Genomic DNA, 17506 nt, shown 5'->3' on the forward strand with positions numbered 1-17506 from the left:
AAACATGAAGGAGACAAAATGACTTTTAACGATCTATTGCTTTCCCCCGCGCTTCTTAAAGCGCTAGCCAAAGAGAACTACACCGAGCCTACACCGATTCAGGAGCAGGCGATTCCCGTCGTGCTGGCAGGCAGAGACTTATTCGGCTGCGCGCAGACGGGTACAGGAAAGACGGCCGCATTCGCGTTGCCGATTGTTCAGCTTCTAAGCAGCCAGCCTAGCAAAGGGGGAAGAGGACGCCGTACGCGTTCGCTCATTCTAACTCCAACCAGAGAGCTGGCATTGCAGATAGATGATAATATTAAGGCGTATGCCCAGTTTACCGATATTCGGTGCATGGCTATCGTAGGCGGCGTTTCACAGAAAGCGCAGGAGCGCTCGCTTGAGCAAGGCGCGGATATTATCATTGCGACGCCGGGCAGGCTCATCGATTTGATTAACCAGAGACTCGTCGATCTAAGCGCGGTGCAAATTCTAGTGCTGGATGAAGCAGACCGCATGCTGGATATGGGCTTTATTAACGACGTGAAGAAAATCATCGCCAAGATGCCTAGCAAGAAGCAAACCTTATTCTTCTCCGCGACCATGCCTCCCGAAATCTCGAAGCTTGTCAAAGCGCTGCTGGTTAATCCGGCCAAGGTGGAAATTACGCCTGCGTCATCGACAGTGGACCGTATTGAGCAATCCGTTTATTTTATTGAGAAATCCAGCAAGCAGGGCTTATTAAATGAGCTTCTGAAGGACAAAACAATTGTATCGGCACTTGTGTTTACACGCACGAAGCATGGCGCTGACCGTGTGGTGCGCGGGCTGAACAAGGTGAACGTTACGGCTCAAGCCATTCATGGCAACAAGTCGCAGAATGCACGCCAGAATGCGCTTGCCAGCTTCAGAAGCGGAGCTACGAGAGTGCTTGTCGCAACGGATATCGCAGCGCGCGGAATCGACATCGATGAGCTGTCGCATGTCATTAACTTCAATCTGCCAAACATACCGGAAACGTACGTGCACCGGATCGGCCGTACCGGAAGAGCGGGATTAAGCGGTATCGCGATCTCCTTCTGCGAGACCGAAGAGCTGCCGTATTTGAAGGATATAGAGAAGAAAATCAAGAAAACGATTCCCGTAGCAACCGTACCAACCAATCAGGTGCTGACCGTATAGGGGAACGGCAATAGGCAGTCTGGAATACACTAATAAGAATGAGGAGTTGATCATTTGAGAAAGCAAAAGCCAATGTCATTTGAGGATCTACTGAAGGAACTGCAAGGCCAGAAGGATGTACAGGAGGATCCGAGCCACGTTTCACTGGAAACTCTGTTTCATGATTCGTTTATGCGCAAGCATACCCGCTCGAATAGCTTTGCGGAGTTTCTGGAGAAAGGGAACTTCAAAGTACAGACGCGCGAGGATATTCAAGACATCCCGGATGAATTTTTTGACCGTCACGTAGCTAGAGATACGGATTTCGCAAATTGGCAGAAGATGCTGGATACAGCGACTGCGGAGTACGGCGCTAAGTAATTAGAATATGGAAATCGGTTGGACGGCTCAGCTTCGTCGAATCGTTTCATCAGGTCAGAGCAGCCTTGGCAAAAGGCGGCTTTGGCCTTTTTGCTGTTTCGGCGGCGGCTGCCCGTGTGTAAGGTATAAGACTACTTGCATCTTGATCGCTAGGCGACACACATAGGGGGCTAACATGATGAGTGGACGGGATAAAGCTTATGTATGGCGAAGAATCGGCATCGTACTCGTGCTGCTAGGCTGCGCGACGCTGATCGTATCCGCATCCAATCCGAACACGCCGGAAGGCTTTCTGATAATCGCGCACCGCGGCGCATCCGGGCATGAGCCGGAAAATACGATGGCCGCCTTCGAGGAGGCCGAGCGCCTTGGCTCGGATTTCATCGAGTTCGACGTGCAGCTGAGCAAAGATAAGGAGCTTGTCGTTATTCACGACGACACGGTGGATCGGACGACCGATCATCAAGGGGCGGTGGATGATTATACGCTGGATGAGCTGGAGAATATGGATGCTCCAGCGGGGAAAAGCTCAAGCCATGCGGAGAAGGAAGAGACGGGTACGGATAAGGACGAGGACGGAACGGGCAAAGATAAGGAAAAAGATAAGGAACCTGAGAAAGATAAGGAAGAAGAGAAAGAGAAAATTGTGTCCTTGGAGGAGGTGTTGGACCGTTTTGCAGGGAAAATGGCCATGCTGATCGAGATTAAGGATTCCAAGCTGTATCCGGGCATCGAAGAGCAAGTCGCTCAGGTTATACGCAGTTATGAGAAGCGTTTAGCCGCTGCCGGCTTGGGCGGGCATAAGTCCATCGTGGACCTTGCGGAGAGGAAGAACAGTATGGGCATTGTGATTCAATCGTATGATTTTGAATCGACGCGCCTTATGCATAACCTGCTGCCGAACGTTCCCATCGCGGCTCTTGTCCATGAGGACAAGCATCCGCTCCCGGACGCGACGCTCGATGCGCTCACTTCTTTCTCCGCTTATATCCATTATCCGAAGGAGCTGCTGGACAAGCAGACCGTCGAGCGAATTCATGAGCGCGGTCGCAAAGTGATCGCTTGGACCATTCAGAATGACGAGGACATGGTGAAGATGAAGAAGCTCGGGGTGGATGGCGTGATTACGGATTATCCGGGGTGAGGGGATGAGTAGAGGAGCATGAACGAGCGGATGTCGTTTGCAGCTTCGGGAACGTTTGGACTTCCGGCCGCTGTTGTCTCCAGATTTCTTCGATTGTACCGCTGCCTATGGTTGAAATCCGGAGACAAAGGCGAACGCTGACGCTCCTCCAGTTCCAAACCTTCCCTTCGTGCTTACTCCGCGCTTGTTTCATTCTTTAATCCTTTTATTTAGTGTGTTTGAATAATGTGATACGATGATGTGAAAGACGTATTGCGAGGTGCTCGTTATGGTGAATATATACATCGTCCGTCATTGTAAGGCAACAGGACAAGAGGCGTCGGCCCCGTTAACCGAAAGCGGTGCTCGGGAAGCAGAGCAGCTTGCTGCGTTTTTCTCGACAAAAGACATTGATCACGTGATTTCAAGTCCATACGAGAGAGCATACCGATCTATAAAGCCGTTAGCTGACTGCTTAGGGATCGAGATCGTACTAGATGACCGATTAACCGAGCGCGTCTTATCTACCGAGAATAGCTTGGATTGGCTGGAGAAGCTAAGCAACACGTATGATGATTTGGAATTACGCTTTGTAGGCGGCGAAACGAGTAACGAAGCGATGCGGCGTGCCGTTCCGGTCGTATTGGAAGCAAGCAGAAGCGGGAAGAGCAATGTGGTGATCGTGTCGCACGGCAATCTGATTTCGCTAATTCTAAAACATTTTGATAGCCGAATCGGATTTAAAGAATGGCAGGCGCTGAGCAATCCGGATGTGTTTCAGCTTTCATTCGCGGGTGATGGGGTTAAGCTGGAGCGAATTTGGGCGGGTTAAGGTTCTGGCGTTTAAAGCTGTGCTCCATATGGTAGCTAAGCCAATCATAATGTTCTTAGGCTGCATCAAGCCTCTCAGGTGATTAACTTAGCGCTCGGGCTTGTTCCATGCGCGGAAACGAGCAGGGGCGATCCCGTTCCATACGCGAAACATTTTGCCAAAATGAAACTCATCCGCAAATCCGCATGCATCCGCAATGGCTTTCATAGGCTCATCCGTAAGCAATAGCAGCGTCTTCGCTTGCTCATTCCGAATTTGATTTAAATAAGCCTTGGGCGAAATGCCGGTATGCTTCATGAACATTTTGCGCAATTGCGATACGGAAATACCAAGGTCTTGTGCAAGCTCCTCCAACCGGATGGGCTGATGAAAGCCTGTTTCCATCCACAGCTTCGCCTGTTGGAAGGCTTTCATAGATGGACTCTGCGACGTATCGTTGTCTTTCATGAACGTAATCAAGCGAGTCAGCACATATTGGAACTCTGCTTGCCGCTCATGCGAATCGGTTCCTTGGATAGACCAAATGCGGGCAAACTGCGATTCGACTAAGTCCGCTTGCTCTGGCGAGTATGTTTTATAAAAAGGCACGTCCAGAGAGTCGAGAGGAACAGGCTTCAGCCAGTGATCCTGTTCATAAGGTATATCGAGCACATCGAACAGCAGCATCCGAATACATAATGGCTTGTCCATAGAGGATGACATGGAGAGCGTAAACCCATGCCTCAGATACAATAAATCCCCAGCCTGCACATGCAGAGACACTTCCTCCGCCCCATAAAAAAATTCGCCTTCGCCGCTCTGGATCCAGTAGAGAGAATGAACGTCCGTCGTATTCCGTATATCCTTCCAGCCTGGGACAGGCAGCTTCTCGTAAGAAAGCCGGTGATGGTAAATTCGGTGGTTGGGCAAGGGAGTTGATCACCAGCCTTGTAGCGATTTTGACAAAGAGAGATGAGGTTTAGCCATGTTATGCCGTTCTTCTTTTATGATACGCTTTACGAAGCGATTAGGAAAGGGGCTCGATAAACGTGATACGGACATTTCAGCAGCATAAGCTGCGGCCTACAAGGCTATTGGATGGATTGTGGGACTTCATAACGGATGCAGGCGATATAGGCAAAAATGAAGGATGGGCGTCCCAGTTTCCTTCAGGTTCCCGCAAGCACGTTGTACCCTCATGCTGGAACAATGAATTAGGTACTTACGATTATATTGGAGCGGCTTGGTATCGTACTTATTTTGACAATGTGCAGGAATCCCATATTCGTTTGGTCTTTGAGGGTATTCTGCACCATGCGGATGTTTATGTGGACGGCCAGCATGTGGGGGATCATTTTGGCGGCTTTACACCATTCTCCGTTATCCTCCCTAAGCTCGCGCAAGGCAAGCATGAACTCGTTATTCGCGTAGATAATACGGTGGATTGGCAAACGCTGCCGACGGACATTGCGGATTGGCACTCCTACGGAGGAATTGTGCGATCGGTCGAGCTGCAGGAGCTGCCTGATGTGTACATCGATTCGAAGAAGATCGACTATCAGTTAAAGGGTGATACCGCCGATATTCAGCTGCAGGTTGAGCTAAAGTCGCTTAGCAAGGAAGACAGCCAAGTTGAAGTGAGTGCCGTTACGGAGGGGCTTTCGCTCTCTGCCTCCTCTGTGCTAGTCGCTGCCGGTCAAGCTGTTAGCTTGACGCTTCAGGGGAGTATAGAGCAGATCCGTAGATGGGACATCGGGGCGCCGGCGCTGTATACGTTCACGGTTCAAGCGGGGGGAGATGATCTCATTGACCGGACTGGATTCCGCAGCGTGGAAGTACAGGGCAGCGACATTCTGCTGAATGGCCGAAAGGTATATCTCCAAGGCGTGAATCGGCATGAGGAGCATCCGGAATGGGGCTTTGCTTTTCCGCCTAAGCTGATGCTGAAGGATATTGATATTTTGACCGACATGGGCTGCAATATCGTACGCGGATCTCATTACCCGCAGAGCCAGTTCTGGATCGACTTGCTCGATGAGCACGGCATGCTGCTATGGAGCGAGATCCCGATGTGGGGATGCTTTATGAGCGTGGAGACGCTGGCAAGCCCGATCTTCAGGGAGCGTGGCGTCAATATGCTGGACGAAATGATTACACGCGATTATCACCATCCGTCGATCATTTTCTGGGGGGCGCATAACGAGATTGATACGCGGACGGAGGAAGCGCTCGAGCTGACCAAAGCTTTTGTGGGCAAAATCCGCAGCATGGACAGCAGCAGGCTCGTCACCTACGCGACCATGCATCCGGAGGAGGATATTGTATTATCCCATTTCGACGTCATCGGCATTAACAAATATTACGGCTGGTATGAGGGCAGCGTCGATGGATTCAGCAGCATGCTGAAGAACTACTACAGCAATGCCGAGAAGCAGGGCGCGGGCGGCAAGCCTGTCATCATGAGCGAGTTCGGCGCAGCGGGGATATTCGGAGATGCGGGCTGGGAGCCGCGCTTGTTCAGCGAAGACTACCAGGCCGATACCGTGACGCGTGCGCTCAACATATTCCGTGACGACCCTCGCATTGCGGGCACGCTTATCTGGCATTTCGCCGATATTCGCGTTGATGTGCGGAGCGACAGACCGTATTTCCGAGACCGAGCGCGGAGCTTCAATAACAAGGGATTGCTGAATGAGTATCGCAAGCCGAAATTGGCATATCGCTTGGTGAAGGAGATTTATCGGTCGGAGCGGTAAGAGAGTGGGAAGTGTAGAGTGGTGTAGCAGCTCAGCAAAAGCGTATGGCGTTGGGACTCATCCTAGTAGGAGCTCAGCAAAGCGTGTGGCGTTGGGACTCATCTCAGTAGGATGGGTCCCTTTTTGCGTTTCATCGTATTTCATTCCGCCTTTTGCTTGGCACCATGTGGACCGATCACGCATCTGATATATAGAAGTTTAATAGAATCGAGGTGATCGGTATGGGTGGACTAAAAGCTGTTCGTCAGCCTGACTTGGTGTTGATCAGTTGGACAAGGAATCCGCTTGTTCCCGGCTCTGCACGCCGAATCGTTTCTGTACGCGTCATTGGCAGCGCTGAGCCTTGCAAAGCTGCTTTGGTAACGAACGGACTGCTTATTACGGCTTTGAACTGCTTGCTGGACGATTTCAAAATCGTGTACCAGAAAAAAACGTCAACGGTGAGCGGGTATTTACTGCTGCAGCGTTTTCGGAATGTGTAAGCTGGGGAGGAGGAGCGGCGGGAGCTGCTCCTTTTTTTTTATGGCGAGTTGTAATACGATGTACGGCAACTACAAAACGAAACAATTAACGTCGGCGAGCACAATTCAGGTATCTACCCTGATTTTTGCTCGTCTTTTTTTATTTGAGCAGGTTTTTAGGGGGGATTCCTGAAAAGGTGTGTTCTATTGAAAAGGTTTAGTTCGCGTTTTCCTTATTTGGTTTAGTTCCGTTTTTATTGTATCTTGTCTGGGAATTCCAAAACCATGATGATGATTTAGAATTCGAATTCAATGTCGGATGGAGGAGGTACAATGAAATGAAAACAGGCTATGCTAGCAACAGGGAGGCGAAATATGAGAACGAGTGCAAGTAGACGGTTCAAACAAAATGTACCGCTCTTATGGATGTTCATTCCTGGAGCGATCTTCTATCTTCTATTCAAGTACACGCCGATGGCGGGGCTCGTAATCGCGTTCAAAGATTATAACCTCCATGACGGAATCGTGAGCAGTCCCTGGGTCGGGCTCGATAATTTCCGCTTGATCTTCAGCAATGCTCTGACGACGGATATCATTTATAACACGTTATGGCTAAGCTTGCTTCGGCTCGTAGTTGGTTTTCCTTTTCCGATTCTACTGGCTTTGCTGCTTAATGAAGTGAGCAAAACGTGGTTTAAACGATCCGTTCAAACGATGGTGTTTTTGCCTCATTTCTTCTCATGGGTTATTGTAGGGGGCATCGTGCTGACGTTATTCTCGCAAGAAGCGGGGAGTTTGAACCTGTTATTGGAACGATGGTTCGGCTACAACCATGCATTTATGTACGACGTGACCTCATGGGTTACGATCTATCTCGGATCGGGGATTTGGAAGGAAGCAGGCTTTAGCGCCATTATTTATTTGGCTGCTCTGGCCGCGATAGACCCAGTCTTGTACGAAGCGGCAGCGATCGACGGAGCAAGCAAATGGCGGCAAATCTGGCATATTACGTTGCCGGGAGTCAGTACGGTCGTCGCGATGATGCTGATTTTGTCCATGGGAAGCATTATGGAGGTTTCGTTCGATCAAATCTACATCCTAGGCAATCCCGTTGTGGCCAGCGTCTCGGAAGTCATCAGCACCTGGGTGTATCAGCTTGGACTGCAGGGGGCCCAATTCAGCCTTACGACAGCCATGGGATTGTTCGAATCGCTGGTAGGCTTGCTGTTGATCCTGACGGCGAACCAAATCGCCCGCCGTATGGGGAAAGAACTGTGGTAAAGGAGGGATGGAGCGATGCGCGCATCCTCTGGGGAAAAAGTATTTTATGCGGTTAATTACTTCGTATTGACGATGGCGGGACTGCTTTGTTTCTTGCCGTTATTGCATCTTTTCGCAACCTCGTTCAGCAATCCCGGCATGATCATGGCGGGACGGGTTTCGCTATGGCCGGTACAATGGAATTGGGATTCTTATAAAGCTTTATTCGTCGGGACCCGAATCGTGGACGCATTCGGAAACAGTATCGTCATTACGCTTGTAGGGGTGTTATGCAGCATGGCGGCATCCATCGCCGTGGCATATCCCCTATCCAAAGAATATTTTTATTGCCGCAAATTGTTATCGCTGGCCATCATTTTTACGATGATTTTTAGCGGAGGGTTAATTCCTAATTATTTGTTGGTCAAATCGCTTGGCTTGGTCAATTCCTACTGGGCGCTGTGGCTGCCGGGACTGATCAGCACGTACAACATGTGGGTTGTAAAAACGTTTTTCCAAAACATCCCTAGAGAGCTGGAGGATGCGGCCCGCATCGACGGCTGCGGCGAGCTCCGATTGCTTATGCGAATCATGCTTCCCGTATCGCTTCCAATGATCGTGGCGATCTCCTTGTTTTACGGCGTCGGCTATTGGAATAATTTTTTCAACGTACTGATTTACATCAACGACACAAGCAAATATAATTTGGCCGTACTGGTGCAGCAAATGATCTTTTCCGCCTCGAACCCGCAGCTGGCCATCGATTCGGATTTGCAGCAAGCGATTACGCCGGAGGGCGTGAAGGCGGCGGGCGTGCTGGTCATGGTCATGCCGGTCCTGCTCGTCTATCCTTTCGTTCAAAAGCATTTCGTAAAAGGAGTGATGATCGGATCGTTAAAAGGCTAGCGGCGGCAAGGCATGGCAACGGGAACACCTACTCGAAAAATAATGGAAACGAAAAGGGAGGCGCATCGCATGAGCAAATGGAAACTGCTAAGAGGTTCGATGACGGCGTTCGGCTACGTCTTATTGTGCAGCGTAACGGTACTGGGATGTTCTACCACTCCGTCTGGAGAATCCGATCCGGACAAAGATGTAACGAAAACCGAGGCAAAGGGAAAAATGACCGCGGCTGTATACGATCGGGGCAATGTCCCGGCTGATCAGGGCACCATTGCGGATAACTGGGCGACCAAGTGGATCAATGAGGCTGGACCGGTGGATGTCAAGTTCGTACCGATCCCGCGCTTCTCGGATACGGAGAAGTACAATACACTATTCGCGGCGGGAAGCGCCCCGGACATCGTATGGTCTTACGGCAGCGATTTCAAAGGGCAACTGATCAACCAGCGTCAAGCGATGCCGCTCGAGGATCTTATCAACGAATCGAGCACGACGTACAAGAAGCTGCTTGAGGATCACCCGGGGCTTAAAAAACTTACGACCGATCCGGACGGACATATTTATCAAATCGGTCGTATGAACGGATTGCAGCCGAATGATTCTTTGTTTATTCGGGCGGACTGGTTGAAAGCGTTGAATCTGTCGGTTCCCCAAACGACGGAGGAACTCTTTGAAGTGGCCAAGGCGTTTGTAACCCAGGATCCAGACGGGAACGGGAAGAACGATACGCGCGGCATTGCGATGAGTTTTATTACAGGTTCCTTGATTGACGTCATGTTCGGGAATATCACCCCTGTGGTGGAAAATGACGAACTAGTAAACGGCTGGGATCGAAAAAAGGATGCACTCGCTTTCAAAAAGCAGCTATTTGATTCGGATATTGTAAATAAAGACTTCCTGAACGATAAGGATGGGGCTAAAGCGAAGGAAGAATGGGTAACGGGCAATCTGGGAATTTACGGGGGCTCCATCGACGGAATCGATGAAATGCAGGTTCTTGCTACCTTAATGAACAATAATCCCAATGCAGAAGTGCTCTGCATACCGCTGCCTGAGAGCGAATACGGCCAGTTCAGCGGCGGCTTGATCCCGCCGATTCAAGTGGTCGGTATCGTCAATGCCGATACCAAAGATCCGGCAGCCGTTATGAAGTATATCGACTTCCTGTCGGATAAAGCGAGCATGACCAAATTGGCTTACGGAGACGAGGGAACCGATCATACGCTGACCGATGCTGGTTTTCCAGCACTTAAACAGCTGGATAATCCGAAATTCTCCTGGACAAACGACGTTAATTTATTGTATTCGCCGGCCTTCTTCGGGAGCGTACCTTCATATATTAATTCTTTGAATCTTGACAATCCGATAGAAAAGGCATGGCTGGAGCTATATGAGCAAGCCAAACAAAATTACCTGAGTCCGGACCGTCCTTACCCGGGATTCACTTTTATGGAGTTTAGACCGGTGCTGCCCAAAGAGCTGCAGACGATCTCCTCTACCGTAAACGGGCAAATTGATAATATTCTTAAGAAAGCGATCGTCAGCGGCGATTCCTACACCGCGGATCAAGCGATCGCCGATGCGCAAAAAGTATGGAAACAGGTCGGCGGCGAGCAAATCGACGGATGGTGGAAGGACTGGTATAATGCGAATAAAGAAACAGCCTATTTAACGAAAGATTTATATACGAAGTAGGATTGTTAACAGTCAACGAGGGGCGGGGGGATAAAGAATGAAGCGGAATAACTGGTTTTATCGGTTGCTATTCTCGTATCTTCCTATCTTGCTCTTTGTTGTTTCGGGTTTGATTATCTCTTGCTTCCTATTCATAGTAAAGCTGTCGCAGGAAGAGACGGGACGCGCCAACGCGATGTTCGCGCAGACCGTGATGCAATCCGTGGACCAGTCGTTGCAGACGATTGACAGCGTTATCATGCAAGGGATTCAGACGGATGAGGTGTTCTCCGCTTTCTTTAACGAGAAGGGGACGACGAACACGTATTTCCTGAATTACGAAATGGGCGAGAAGTTGAGGGGATGGATGGATTCCAATCCATGGATTTCGTCCATCTATGTTGTTCGATGGTCGGATCGCCTGCTGCTAACGCAAGACGGCTTGGCCAATTTGGATGATTTTACGGACGAGGCGTTCATTAAAGAAGCTCAGAACGCCATGAACCTTCCGAATTGGACCGGCAGACAGGATCCGTTCGCGCCGCATGAACCGTTGCCAAAGGTGGTTACCCTTGTACGCAAGGCTCCGCTGGAGCACGGCAACCAGGGGCTGGTTGTCGTCAATATTCGGACCCAGGCTATTGCCGGGTCGATTGAAGAGAAGACGGCTTTGAAGTTAGGTTTTATCGCGATCCATAGACAAGGGGACATGCTGCTCGATACGAGCGAAAGGTCTAAGGAACAGGGTAAGAACAATCACGTGAAGCTGGCAAGCGTCACATCGCCTTATACGGGATGGACATTTGAAAGCGGTATCAAGCAAGGGGGCATAATCAGCTACGCTTCTGCATTTTCATACTTATGGATCATTCTCGGATCGTTGGTCACCGTAGTTGGCGTAATTTGGGTGGTATATGCGACGCGCAGAAATTACAAACCGATTGAATCGATTATCACTCGAATTCGAATGAATGCTCCTAGCAAAAAAGACGAGATTGCCGATGTTCGGCATATGGACGAATTCGGGTTTATCGAATCCACGTTCGGAAATATGGCGGAGGAGCTAGGCAAGTTCCGGGAGCAGTCGGTAAAGGATGATGTCATCAAGCGCAAGCATGTGTTTCAAAAAATCATGAGCGAGGACGTCACGGGTGAGGTTGAACAATTACTTTCGGAATTGAAGGACGGACACTTGTTGATCCAGTCCAAGCAGTTTCAATTCTCAATCGCCGAGATCGACCGTTTCCACCAGTTCGACAGTCGATACTCGGCGTCGGATCAGTATTTGCTAAGATACACCGTGACCAAAGTGATTCAGGAGATTGGAGAGTATTATCCATTCGGCATCTATTGCGAATGGATGTCGCAAACAAGGCTGATCCTCCTATTTAGCCTCGGCGAATCTGATTCGTGCAATATGTCCGAGACCGTGAACGGATTTTGGCGGGAAATGCTCGATTGGATGGAACGGTTTATGACGTTCAGTATAACCGTCGGCATAGGTCGCGAAGTGTTTTATATTCGCGATTTGAAAAGATCGTATCGGGATGCCGAGGAGATTCTGCGTTATAAATGGCTGCTTGAAGACCGCAAAATCATTTCGCGCGAAGATGTCGAGGGGAAATCAGGGAAGGTTTATTACGAGTACCAGCATCTTGTCCATGCTCTCGCCGACTCGTTCAGAGTAGGCGACGCGAAGTGGGAGAGCACCTTCGAGCGGCTGTTCAGCGAAGTGAAAGGGGCTATTTTAACCGCGGAAGATATGGTGAATTTACTGAATTACCTACTCTTTGAGCTGGATCGAGAATTATCCTACTTGGATATGGAGTCCATCGAATCTTTGAAGGAAAACAGCTTGTCCCATATACGTGAAGAGATTTGCATCATTGAGTCTGTTACGGATACCCAGGAAAATTTAAAGAACATCCTCATGACCTTATTTAATGATATTCAAGGCATGCGGGCAAATCATAGCAACCATGAAACGGTTCGTGACATTAGAAGCTATATCGAAATGAATTATCATGATTCCAACCTATCTTTGACCTCGATTAGCGATAAATTCGGCATGAGCGGAAACTATTTAAGCCGTCTCTTCAAGGAAGAATTCGGGGAAAGCTTCGTTAGTTATTTAATTTATTTTCGCATAGAGAAAGCCAAACAATATTTAAAGGCAACCTCGGAACCCATTCAACATATTGCCAACCTGGTCGGGTACACCCATTCGGTTTCCTTTAACCGCGTATTTAAGAAACTGGTAGGAAAAACGCCTGGGGAATACCGAAGTATGAACGTGAAATAACCATAATAGTAACGACTAATCATGAGGGAGCGGGATAGAGATGAATCTTGCAGCAATCAATAAAAATTGGGTAATTGAGAAGATCGAATTCGCTAAGCTTCACGGGAAGCGGGCGCGCAGTGCCGGGGCAAACGCCAGATTAGGCATTCATGGCGCTGCCTGCGAAGTTAGCCTTGTCCGAATCACCATTGACGGCCAAACGGCATATGGCGCATCGCGCATCACGACGGAGCAGGCGAGAACGCTTGTCGGGAAGCATATTCGCGACTTATTCGACGATAATGGGAAAATACTTGAGCCTTATCGCATCTGTCTCGAATTTCCGTTACTGGATTGGTTGGGACGTAGATGGAACCAGCCGGTGTATGAAATCTATAATGGGGCTCGCAGTCAAACGCAAAGCGGGCTGGCCGTTCCATGCTATGATACTTCTCTATATTTTGACGATTTGCATCTATCCAGTGACAAGGATGCGGTAGCGCTCATTCAGGAAGAAGCCAAACAAGGCTACGCGAAGGGACATCGTCATTTTAAAATAAAAGTAGGACGCGGCGGGATGCATATGCCGCTGATAGAAGGGACTAGACGGGATATCGCGATCGTGGAGGGCGTAAGGGAAGTAGCCGGCCCGAAGGGAAAGCTGATGATCGATGCCAACAATGCGTATAATCTCAATCTGACAAAAGAAGTTCTGACCGCTTTATCGGATATTGATTTGTATTGGATTGAAGAAGCTTTCCACGAAGATGAACAATTGTACAAAGATTTGAAGTCGTGGCTGAAGGAACGTAACCAGAACGTGCTGATTGCGGACGGAGAAGGAGATGCCTCCCCTCGATTGGTTGACTGGGCTATACAGGGTAGAGTCGACGTGTTGCAATACGATATTATACATCCTGGCTTTACCCACTGGCTGGAGCTTGGCGCAAAGCTGGATGAGCATGCTTTATTGACTGCACCACACTGTTATGGCAATGCTTACGGCATTTATGCAACGGGACATCTATCTGCCAGCATCAAAGGTTTTCAGTTCGTGGAATGGGATGACATCACGATTGAAGGGATGGACGCAAGCGCGTATTCCGTGCAAGACGGAATGTTCTATGTTCCGCCAAAAGCAGGATTCGGGCTGGAGTTTGACGATGATCGGTTTGCCTATCAGGTTACTCAAGGCGGATGGGTGATAGATTAGTTGCACAGGATTGAATTGCTGCGGGGTAGTGTTTTTTTATAAGTCTTACGTTTGGGAGAAGGGGGCTGTCCGGAAAGTCAGAAAGCTGACTGCTGGAGGCCCCTGTTTGTATAAAATGAACTGGTTTTCCATAGCCATTTTCACATTGTAGTACACGATCGATGACCGATTTGGTTGCCCGAATGACCGGTATGTTTGCTTTAAGAGATACCAGACGAAAAAGAACACTTCTGCCCTGAAATAAAACTTTAAGATTTATGAATGTGAGGATAACTTGCATAAAGCGGGATTGTTGTATCAATTTGTGGAAATCCACCAAATGATGATTTGTTCTGGAAACTAACCTTTTACTCTCAAGGAGGCTGCCATGCCTGTTTACAATAAATTAGTTCGCGATCGGATACCGGAGATTATAGAGAAACAAGGTTTAGCTGTACATACGAAGATATTAGATACGAAGGAGTATCTTGTTGAGCTTCGCGCGAAACTTCAGGAAGAGACGGACGAATATTTAAAAGCGGATACCGATGCTTCTGCGATAGAGGAGCTTGCTGATATTATGGAGCTGCTTCATGCGCTTGCCGAAGCTAACGGTGTAACTACAGAACAGCTTGAGCAGGTGCGTAGCGAGAAAGCAAAGAAGCGTGGAGGATTTAAGGAGCGAGTATATCTTATTGAGGTAAAAGATGAAAGATATTAAGTTGATCAGTTGATCACAGAAAATCTTGCGGATGAGCTGATTAGGTATCTACATTTTGATCTCGTTTGTTTTGGATTCTGGGTTTTAGATTGCTTGCTACGTAGCGGGGAATTGTATATCCTGGTCACAAACTAGATAATCATTATAAGTTATTATTACGAAATTTGTAGTCACTCAATATTATGAAGTTCTCTATTATGATAGCAGCATCAAAGCATGTTCCCGCATACGGTGCATGTGCATTATTACGCATTAATCGTAAAAAGAAAAGAACCAGCAGAATGGAATCAAAGAATCTATAGAAGATTCTTAGACTCCATTCTGCATTCCTCCTTAATTTAAGCGACGCCTAGTTTCGAGCACCCTTTCCTAAATACCTCAACCTCCCCATCATCAAGCAAAAGGAGGCTCCCACATCTTTTTCCTCCACCCGATCGTGTCCCCGGTCACCTGCAGTCTTTCATCTAACGTGACATCCATGCCGAAGGGGAGGTTACGCCCATGTCGAAAACGAATGTCGCGCAGCTCGACAAGGTACCCGTTCTGAAGCTTCTGACAGGAGATGTGAACATGATGAGTGAAATGGAGAAACGTTCGCACGCCGTCGTTGCCCATCGCCGCTTGAATCACATCGGTCTGTTCCCCCTTCTCAAAGATGGCTTCTTCCTTGAACGTCAATCCGCGAATCGAGCCGGTGATGTAGGCCTGCCCGGTTTCATGGACGTATTTCCACTTGTGGGGGAGTCCGCGCGGAATCAGAAAGGAATAACCGGCAGTTCCGTATCGCCTTCGAACATAATGCAGCATGATGCGGCCGATCACAATACGGTATCCGATAAACAGAAAGGTCAACGCATAGACGAGCGGGAAAATAGCCGTTGCCCCGAAGACACCAAGCAGCCATAGCAGCAGCCCCGCAGCATGAAGAACGAACAGGATCGGATCGAAGATCGGGATGGTGTTGGCGTGGAACCATTTTCGTGAAACCGGCCTGAAGCATTGCACGCCGTATGCATTGAAAAAATCGAGGAAGACGTGAAATACGACCCCGGCCATCGTCCATAGAAAGATTGGGACCAGATAGTTCCAGGCATGAAATGCGAGGGCAATCAAAGGGGCGAGGACAGCAGGCCACCCCACAAGCATAAGCAGAGAATGGCTGAAGCCTCGATGGTGCTGCAAGTAAGATTTGTACCCGCGAATACGAATGACGGCATCGAAATCAGGAGCGTTCGACCCAATGATTGTCGCCGCGCATAAGCCGTAAATGACGGTCGAATGACTGTAGAGAGCGGGATCGGCAAGTGAAATCGCCAGCCCGCCCAAGGTGGCGCCAGTAAGAAGATGTGTTCCGGTATCCATTCCCTGTACCTCCTAATGAAGCTCAGATGTGAACATACCCCGTTCTATCTTCAAGCCGTTTCACTTTCTTCCCGAATGCATACCATCGTTTGCCTTGCAGCGGCAAGCTGATTATGCTCCGATTCTGCAATCTGCACGCAGCGTGTGTAAATCGATTCCATTGCGAGGTCCCATGTGCGCGTGAGCGCAAAGGCTCTGGCATTTACCCCGAATTCCTGCCATTTGCCAGGATGTTCAGCCCAATCGGTCAAGGCTGCTAGAAAGCTCTCCGTATTTCTGGCCTTCGCATGCATCCCGCTCTCCCCATGCTGAACAATCTCTGTCACGCCTCCGCTGTCGGCGACAATAGAGGGAAGCCCGGATGCTGCAGCCTCCAACACGACGTTACCGAATGTTTCGGTCGATGAAGGGAACACGAATAGATCCGAAGAGGCGTACAATTCCGCTAATGCTTCTCCGCTCTGGTAGCCGGCGAACGTAGCATTCGGAGGAGCTTCCTGTCTGGCTTGCTCCATCATGGGGCCGTCGCCGACGATGAGCCAGTGGACCTGCCCGCGAATCTCTTCAGGCAGTCGATGCATCAGTTGAAGCAGGATATCCAAATCCTTCTCCGGGGCAAGACGGCCAACAAAGAGAAGCAGATACCGCTCTTTAATCCCGAATTGCTCGCGAATGCGGTCCGATCGTTTCTCAGGCGTGAACAAATCGCAGTCTACCCCTCGGGTCCACAAAGCAAGATTGCGCAGCCCCTTGTCTTCCAGTCGGTTGATCGTCTCGAGCGAAGGCGCGAATATAGCGCTGCAGGAGCGGTGGAACCATTTGATATACGGCCAATAACAGGCACGGGCAAAAGGAAAGCGATAGGAGTCGAGATAATGGTCGAAATGGGTATGGTAAGAGGCGACTACTGGGATATGCAGCTTCTGGGCGGCAGTCAGACCGGCGAGCCCGACATTGAAAGGGGTGGCGATATGGACAAGATCAGGCTTGAAGCGGGAAAGCTGATGGCGAATCCGCAGTAGATTGGGGATGGCAAATCGATGTTCCGGATAGAGCAGGAGAGGAATGCTGGCGAGTCTGCACACCTCTTCTTCGTAGGATGGTTCCGGCGCGGTAGGCACAAACAGCATGCATTCAACGCCATGATCGGACAAATAATCGGTCCATCGCTTCAAGGTAAGCGCAACGCCATTGATCTGTGGGACATAAGTGTCGGAGAACACGGCAATTCGCATGGAATCACTCCTCTTCCGGGATGATATCCTCACAGTAGTGCATGAATATTATCTCTGATGTGCAATTGAGTAAAGAAATGATGAATTTACGCCGAGAGCGCTCAAATGATCGTGAACCTGCTTAACGGCATGAACGAATAAGTATTTCATGGCAACAAAATCGAGCAGAGCAGCAAGTAGTTAACTACTTGGCGCTCTGTTCT

At 49.3% G+C, this 17506-nt stretch carries 14 protein-coding genes and 1 pseudogene; 12 read left to right on the top strand and 3 right to left on the bottom strand.

What is annotated here, in order from left to right:
• Positions 1-18 precede the first annotated feature (18 nt).
• From FHS16_RS30880 to FHS16_RS30895, 4 genes and pseudogenes are all read left to right on the top strand, one after another.
• Positions 19-1125, top strand: a pseudogene (locus tag FHS16_RS30880) (DEAD/DEAH box helicase); the annotation flags it as partial.
• A gap of 111 nt (positions 1126-1236) precedes the next feature.
• Positions 1237-1524 carry a hypothetical protein gene (locus FHS16_RS30885; RefSeq protein ID WP_183571502.1) on the top strand — a complete coding sequence of 96 codons (288 nt, stop codon included), beginning with the start codon at positions 1237-1239 and terminating at the stop codon, positions 1522-1524.
• Positions 1525-1699: 175 nt separating this feature from the next.
• Positions 1700-2668, top strand: coding sequence for a glycerophosphodiester phosphodiesterase (locus FHS16_RS30890; RefSeq protein ID WP_183571461.1), 969 nt, complete (start codon positions 1700-1702; stop codon positions 2666-2668).
• 268 nt (positions 2669-2936) lie between these two features.
• Positions 2937-3479 carry a histidine phosphatase family protein gene (locus FHS16_RS30895; RefSeq protein WP_183571463.1) on the top strand — a complete coding sequence of 181 codons (543 nt, stop codon included), beginning with the start codon at positions 2937-2939 and terminating at the stop codon, positions 3477-3479.
• Between the two features lie 87 nt (positions 3480-3566).
• Here the strand turns inward: FHS16_RS30895 and FHS16_RS30900 are convergent, their stop codons facing one another.
• On the bottom strand, positions 3567-4388 hold the full coding sequence (locus FHS16_RS30900) for a helix-turn-helix transcriptional regulator (protein ID WP_183571465.1): 822 nt from the start codon (positions 4386-4388) through the stop codon (positions 3567-3569).
• Between the two features lie 119 nt (positions 4389-4507).
• On the opposite strand from FHS16_RS30900, the gene FHS16_RS30905 reads away from it, so the two are divergent.
• The 8 genes from FHS16_RS30905 (at position 4508) to FHS16_RS30940 (ending at position 14706) form a co-directional block, all read left to right on the top strand.
• Positions 4508-6214 (top strand): glycoside hydrolase family 2 TIM barrel-domain containing protein, encoded by a 1707-nt coding sequence (locus FHS16_RS30905; RefSeq protein WP_183571467.1) that lies wholly within the window; start codon positions 4508-4510, stop codon positions 6212-6214.
• Between the two features lie 221 nt (positions 6215-6435).
• Positions 6436-6696 carry a hypothetical protein gene (locus FHS16_RS30910; protein ID WP_183571469.1) on the top strand — a complete coding sequence of 87 codons (261 nt, stop codon included), beginning with the start codon at positions 6436-6438 and terminating at the stop codon, positions 6694-6696.
• Between the two features lie 354 nt (positions 6697-7050).
• Entirely contained in the window at positions 7051-7956 is a 906-nt protein-coding gene (locus FHS16_RS30915) for an ABC transporter permease (RefSeq protein ID WP_246432062.1), read from the top strand.
• A 15-nt stretch (positions 7957-7971) separates the two neighbouring features.
• Positions 7972-8841 (top strand): carbohydrate ABC transporter permease, encoded by an 870-nt coding sequence (locus FHS16_RS30920; protein WP_183571473.1) that lies wholly within the window; start codon positions 7972-7974, stop codon positions 8839-8841.
• Positions 8842-8910: 69 nt separating this feature from the next.
• Complete coding sequence (locus tag FHS16_RS30925) at positions 8911-10533, top strand: type 2 periplasmic-binding domain-containing protein (protein WP_183571475.1); 1623 nt, start codon at positions 8911-8913, stop codon at positions 10531-10533.
• A 37-nt stretch (positions 10534-10570) separates the two neighbouring features.
• Positions 10571-12814 carry a helix-turn-helix domain-containing protein gene (locus FHS16_RS30930; protein ID WP_183571477.1) on the top strand — a complete coding sequence of 748 codons (2244 nt, stop codon included), beginning with the start codon at positions 10571-10573 and terminating at the stop codon, positions 12812-12814.
• A gap of 40 nt (positions 12815-12854) precedes the next feature.
• Entirely contained in the window at positions 12855-14006 is a 1152-nt protein-coding gene (locus tag FHS16_RS30935; protein WP_183571479.1) for an enolase C-terminal domain-like protein, read from the top strand.
• A gap of 367 nt (positions 14007-14373) precedes the next feature.
• A complete protein-coding gene (locus tag FHS16_RS30940; RefSeq protein WP_183571481.1) occupies positions 14374-14706 on the top strand; it encodes a nucleoside triphosphate pyrophosphohydrolase in 333 nt (110 codons plus the stop codon).
• A 393-nt stretch (positions 14707-15099) separates the two neighbouring features.
• Here FHS16_RS30940 and FHS16_RS30945 read toward each other — a convergent pair whose 3' ends face one another.
• Entirely contained in the window at positions 15100-16068 is a 969-nt protein-coding gene (locus FHS16_RS30945) for a metal-dependent hydrolase (RefSeq protein ID WP_183571483.1), read from the bottom strand.
• A gap of 50 nt (positions 16069-16118) precedes the next feature.
• Positions 16119-17303 (bottom strand): glycosyltransferase family 4 protein, encoded by a 1185-nt coding sequence (locus FHS16_RS30950; protein ID WP_183571485.1) that lies wholly within the window; start codon positions 17301-17303, stop codon positions 16119-16121.
• Positions 17304-17506: the final 203 nt, after the last annotated feature.

It is taken from the genome of Paenibacillus endophyticus (genome assembly GCF_014192395.1).
GTDB classification, from domain to species: Bacteria; Bacillota; Bacilli; order Paenibacillales; family Paenibacillaceae; genus Pristimantibacillus; species Pristimantibacillus endophyticus.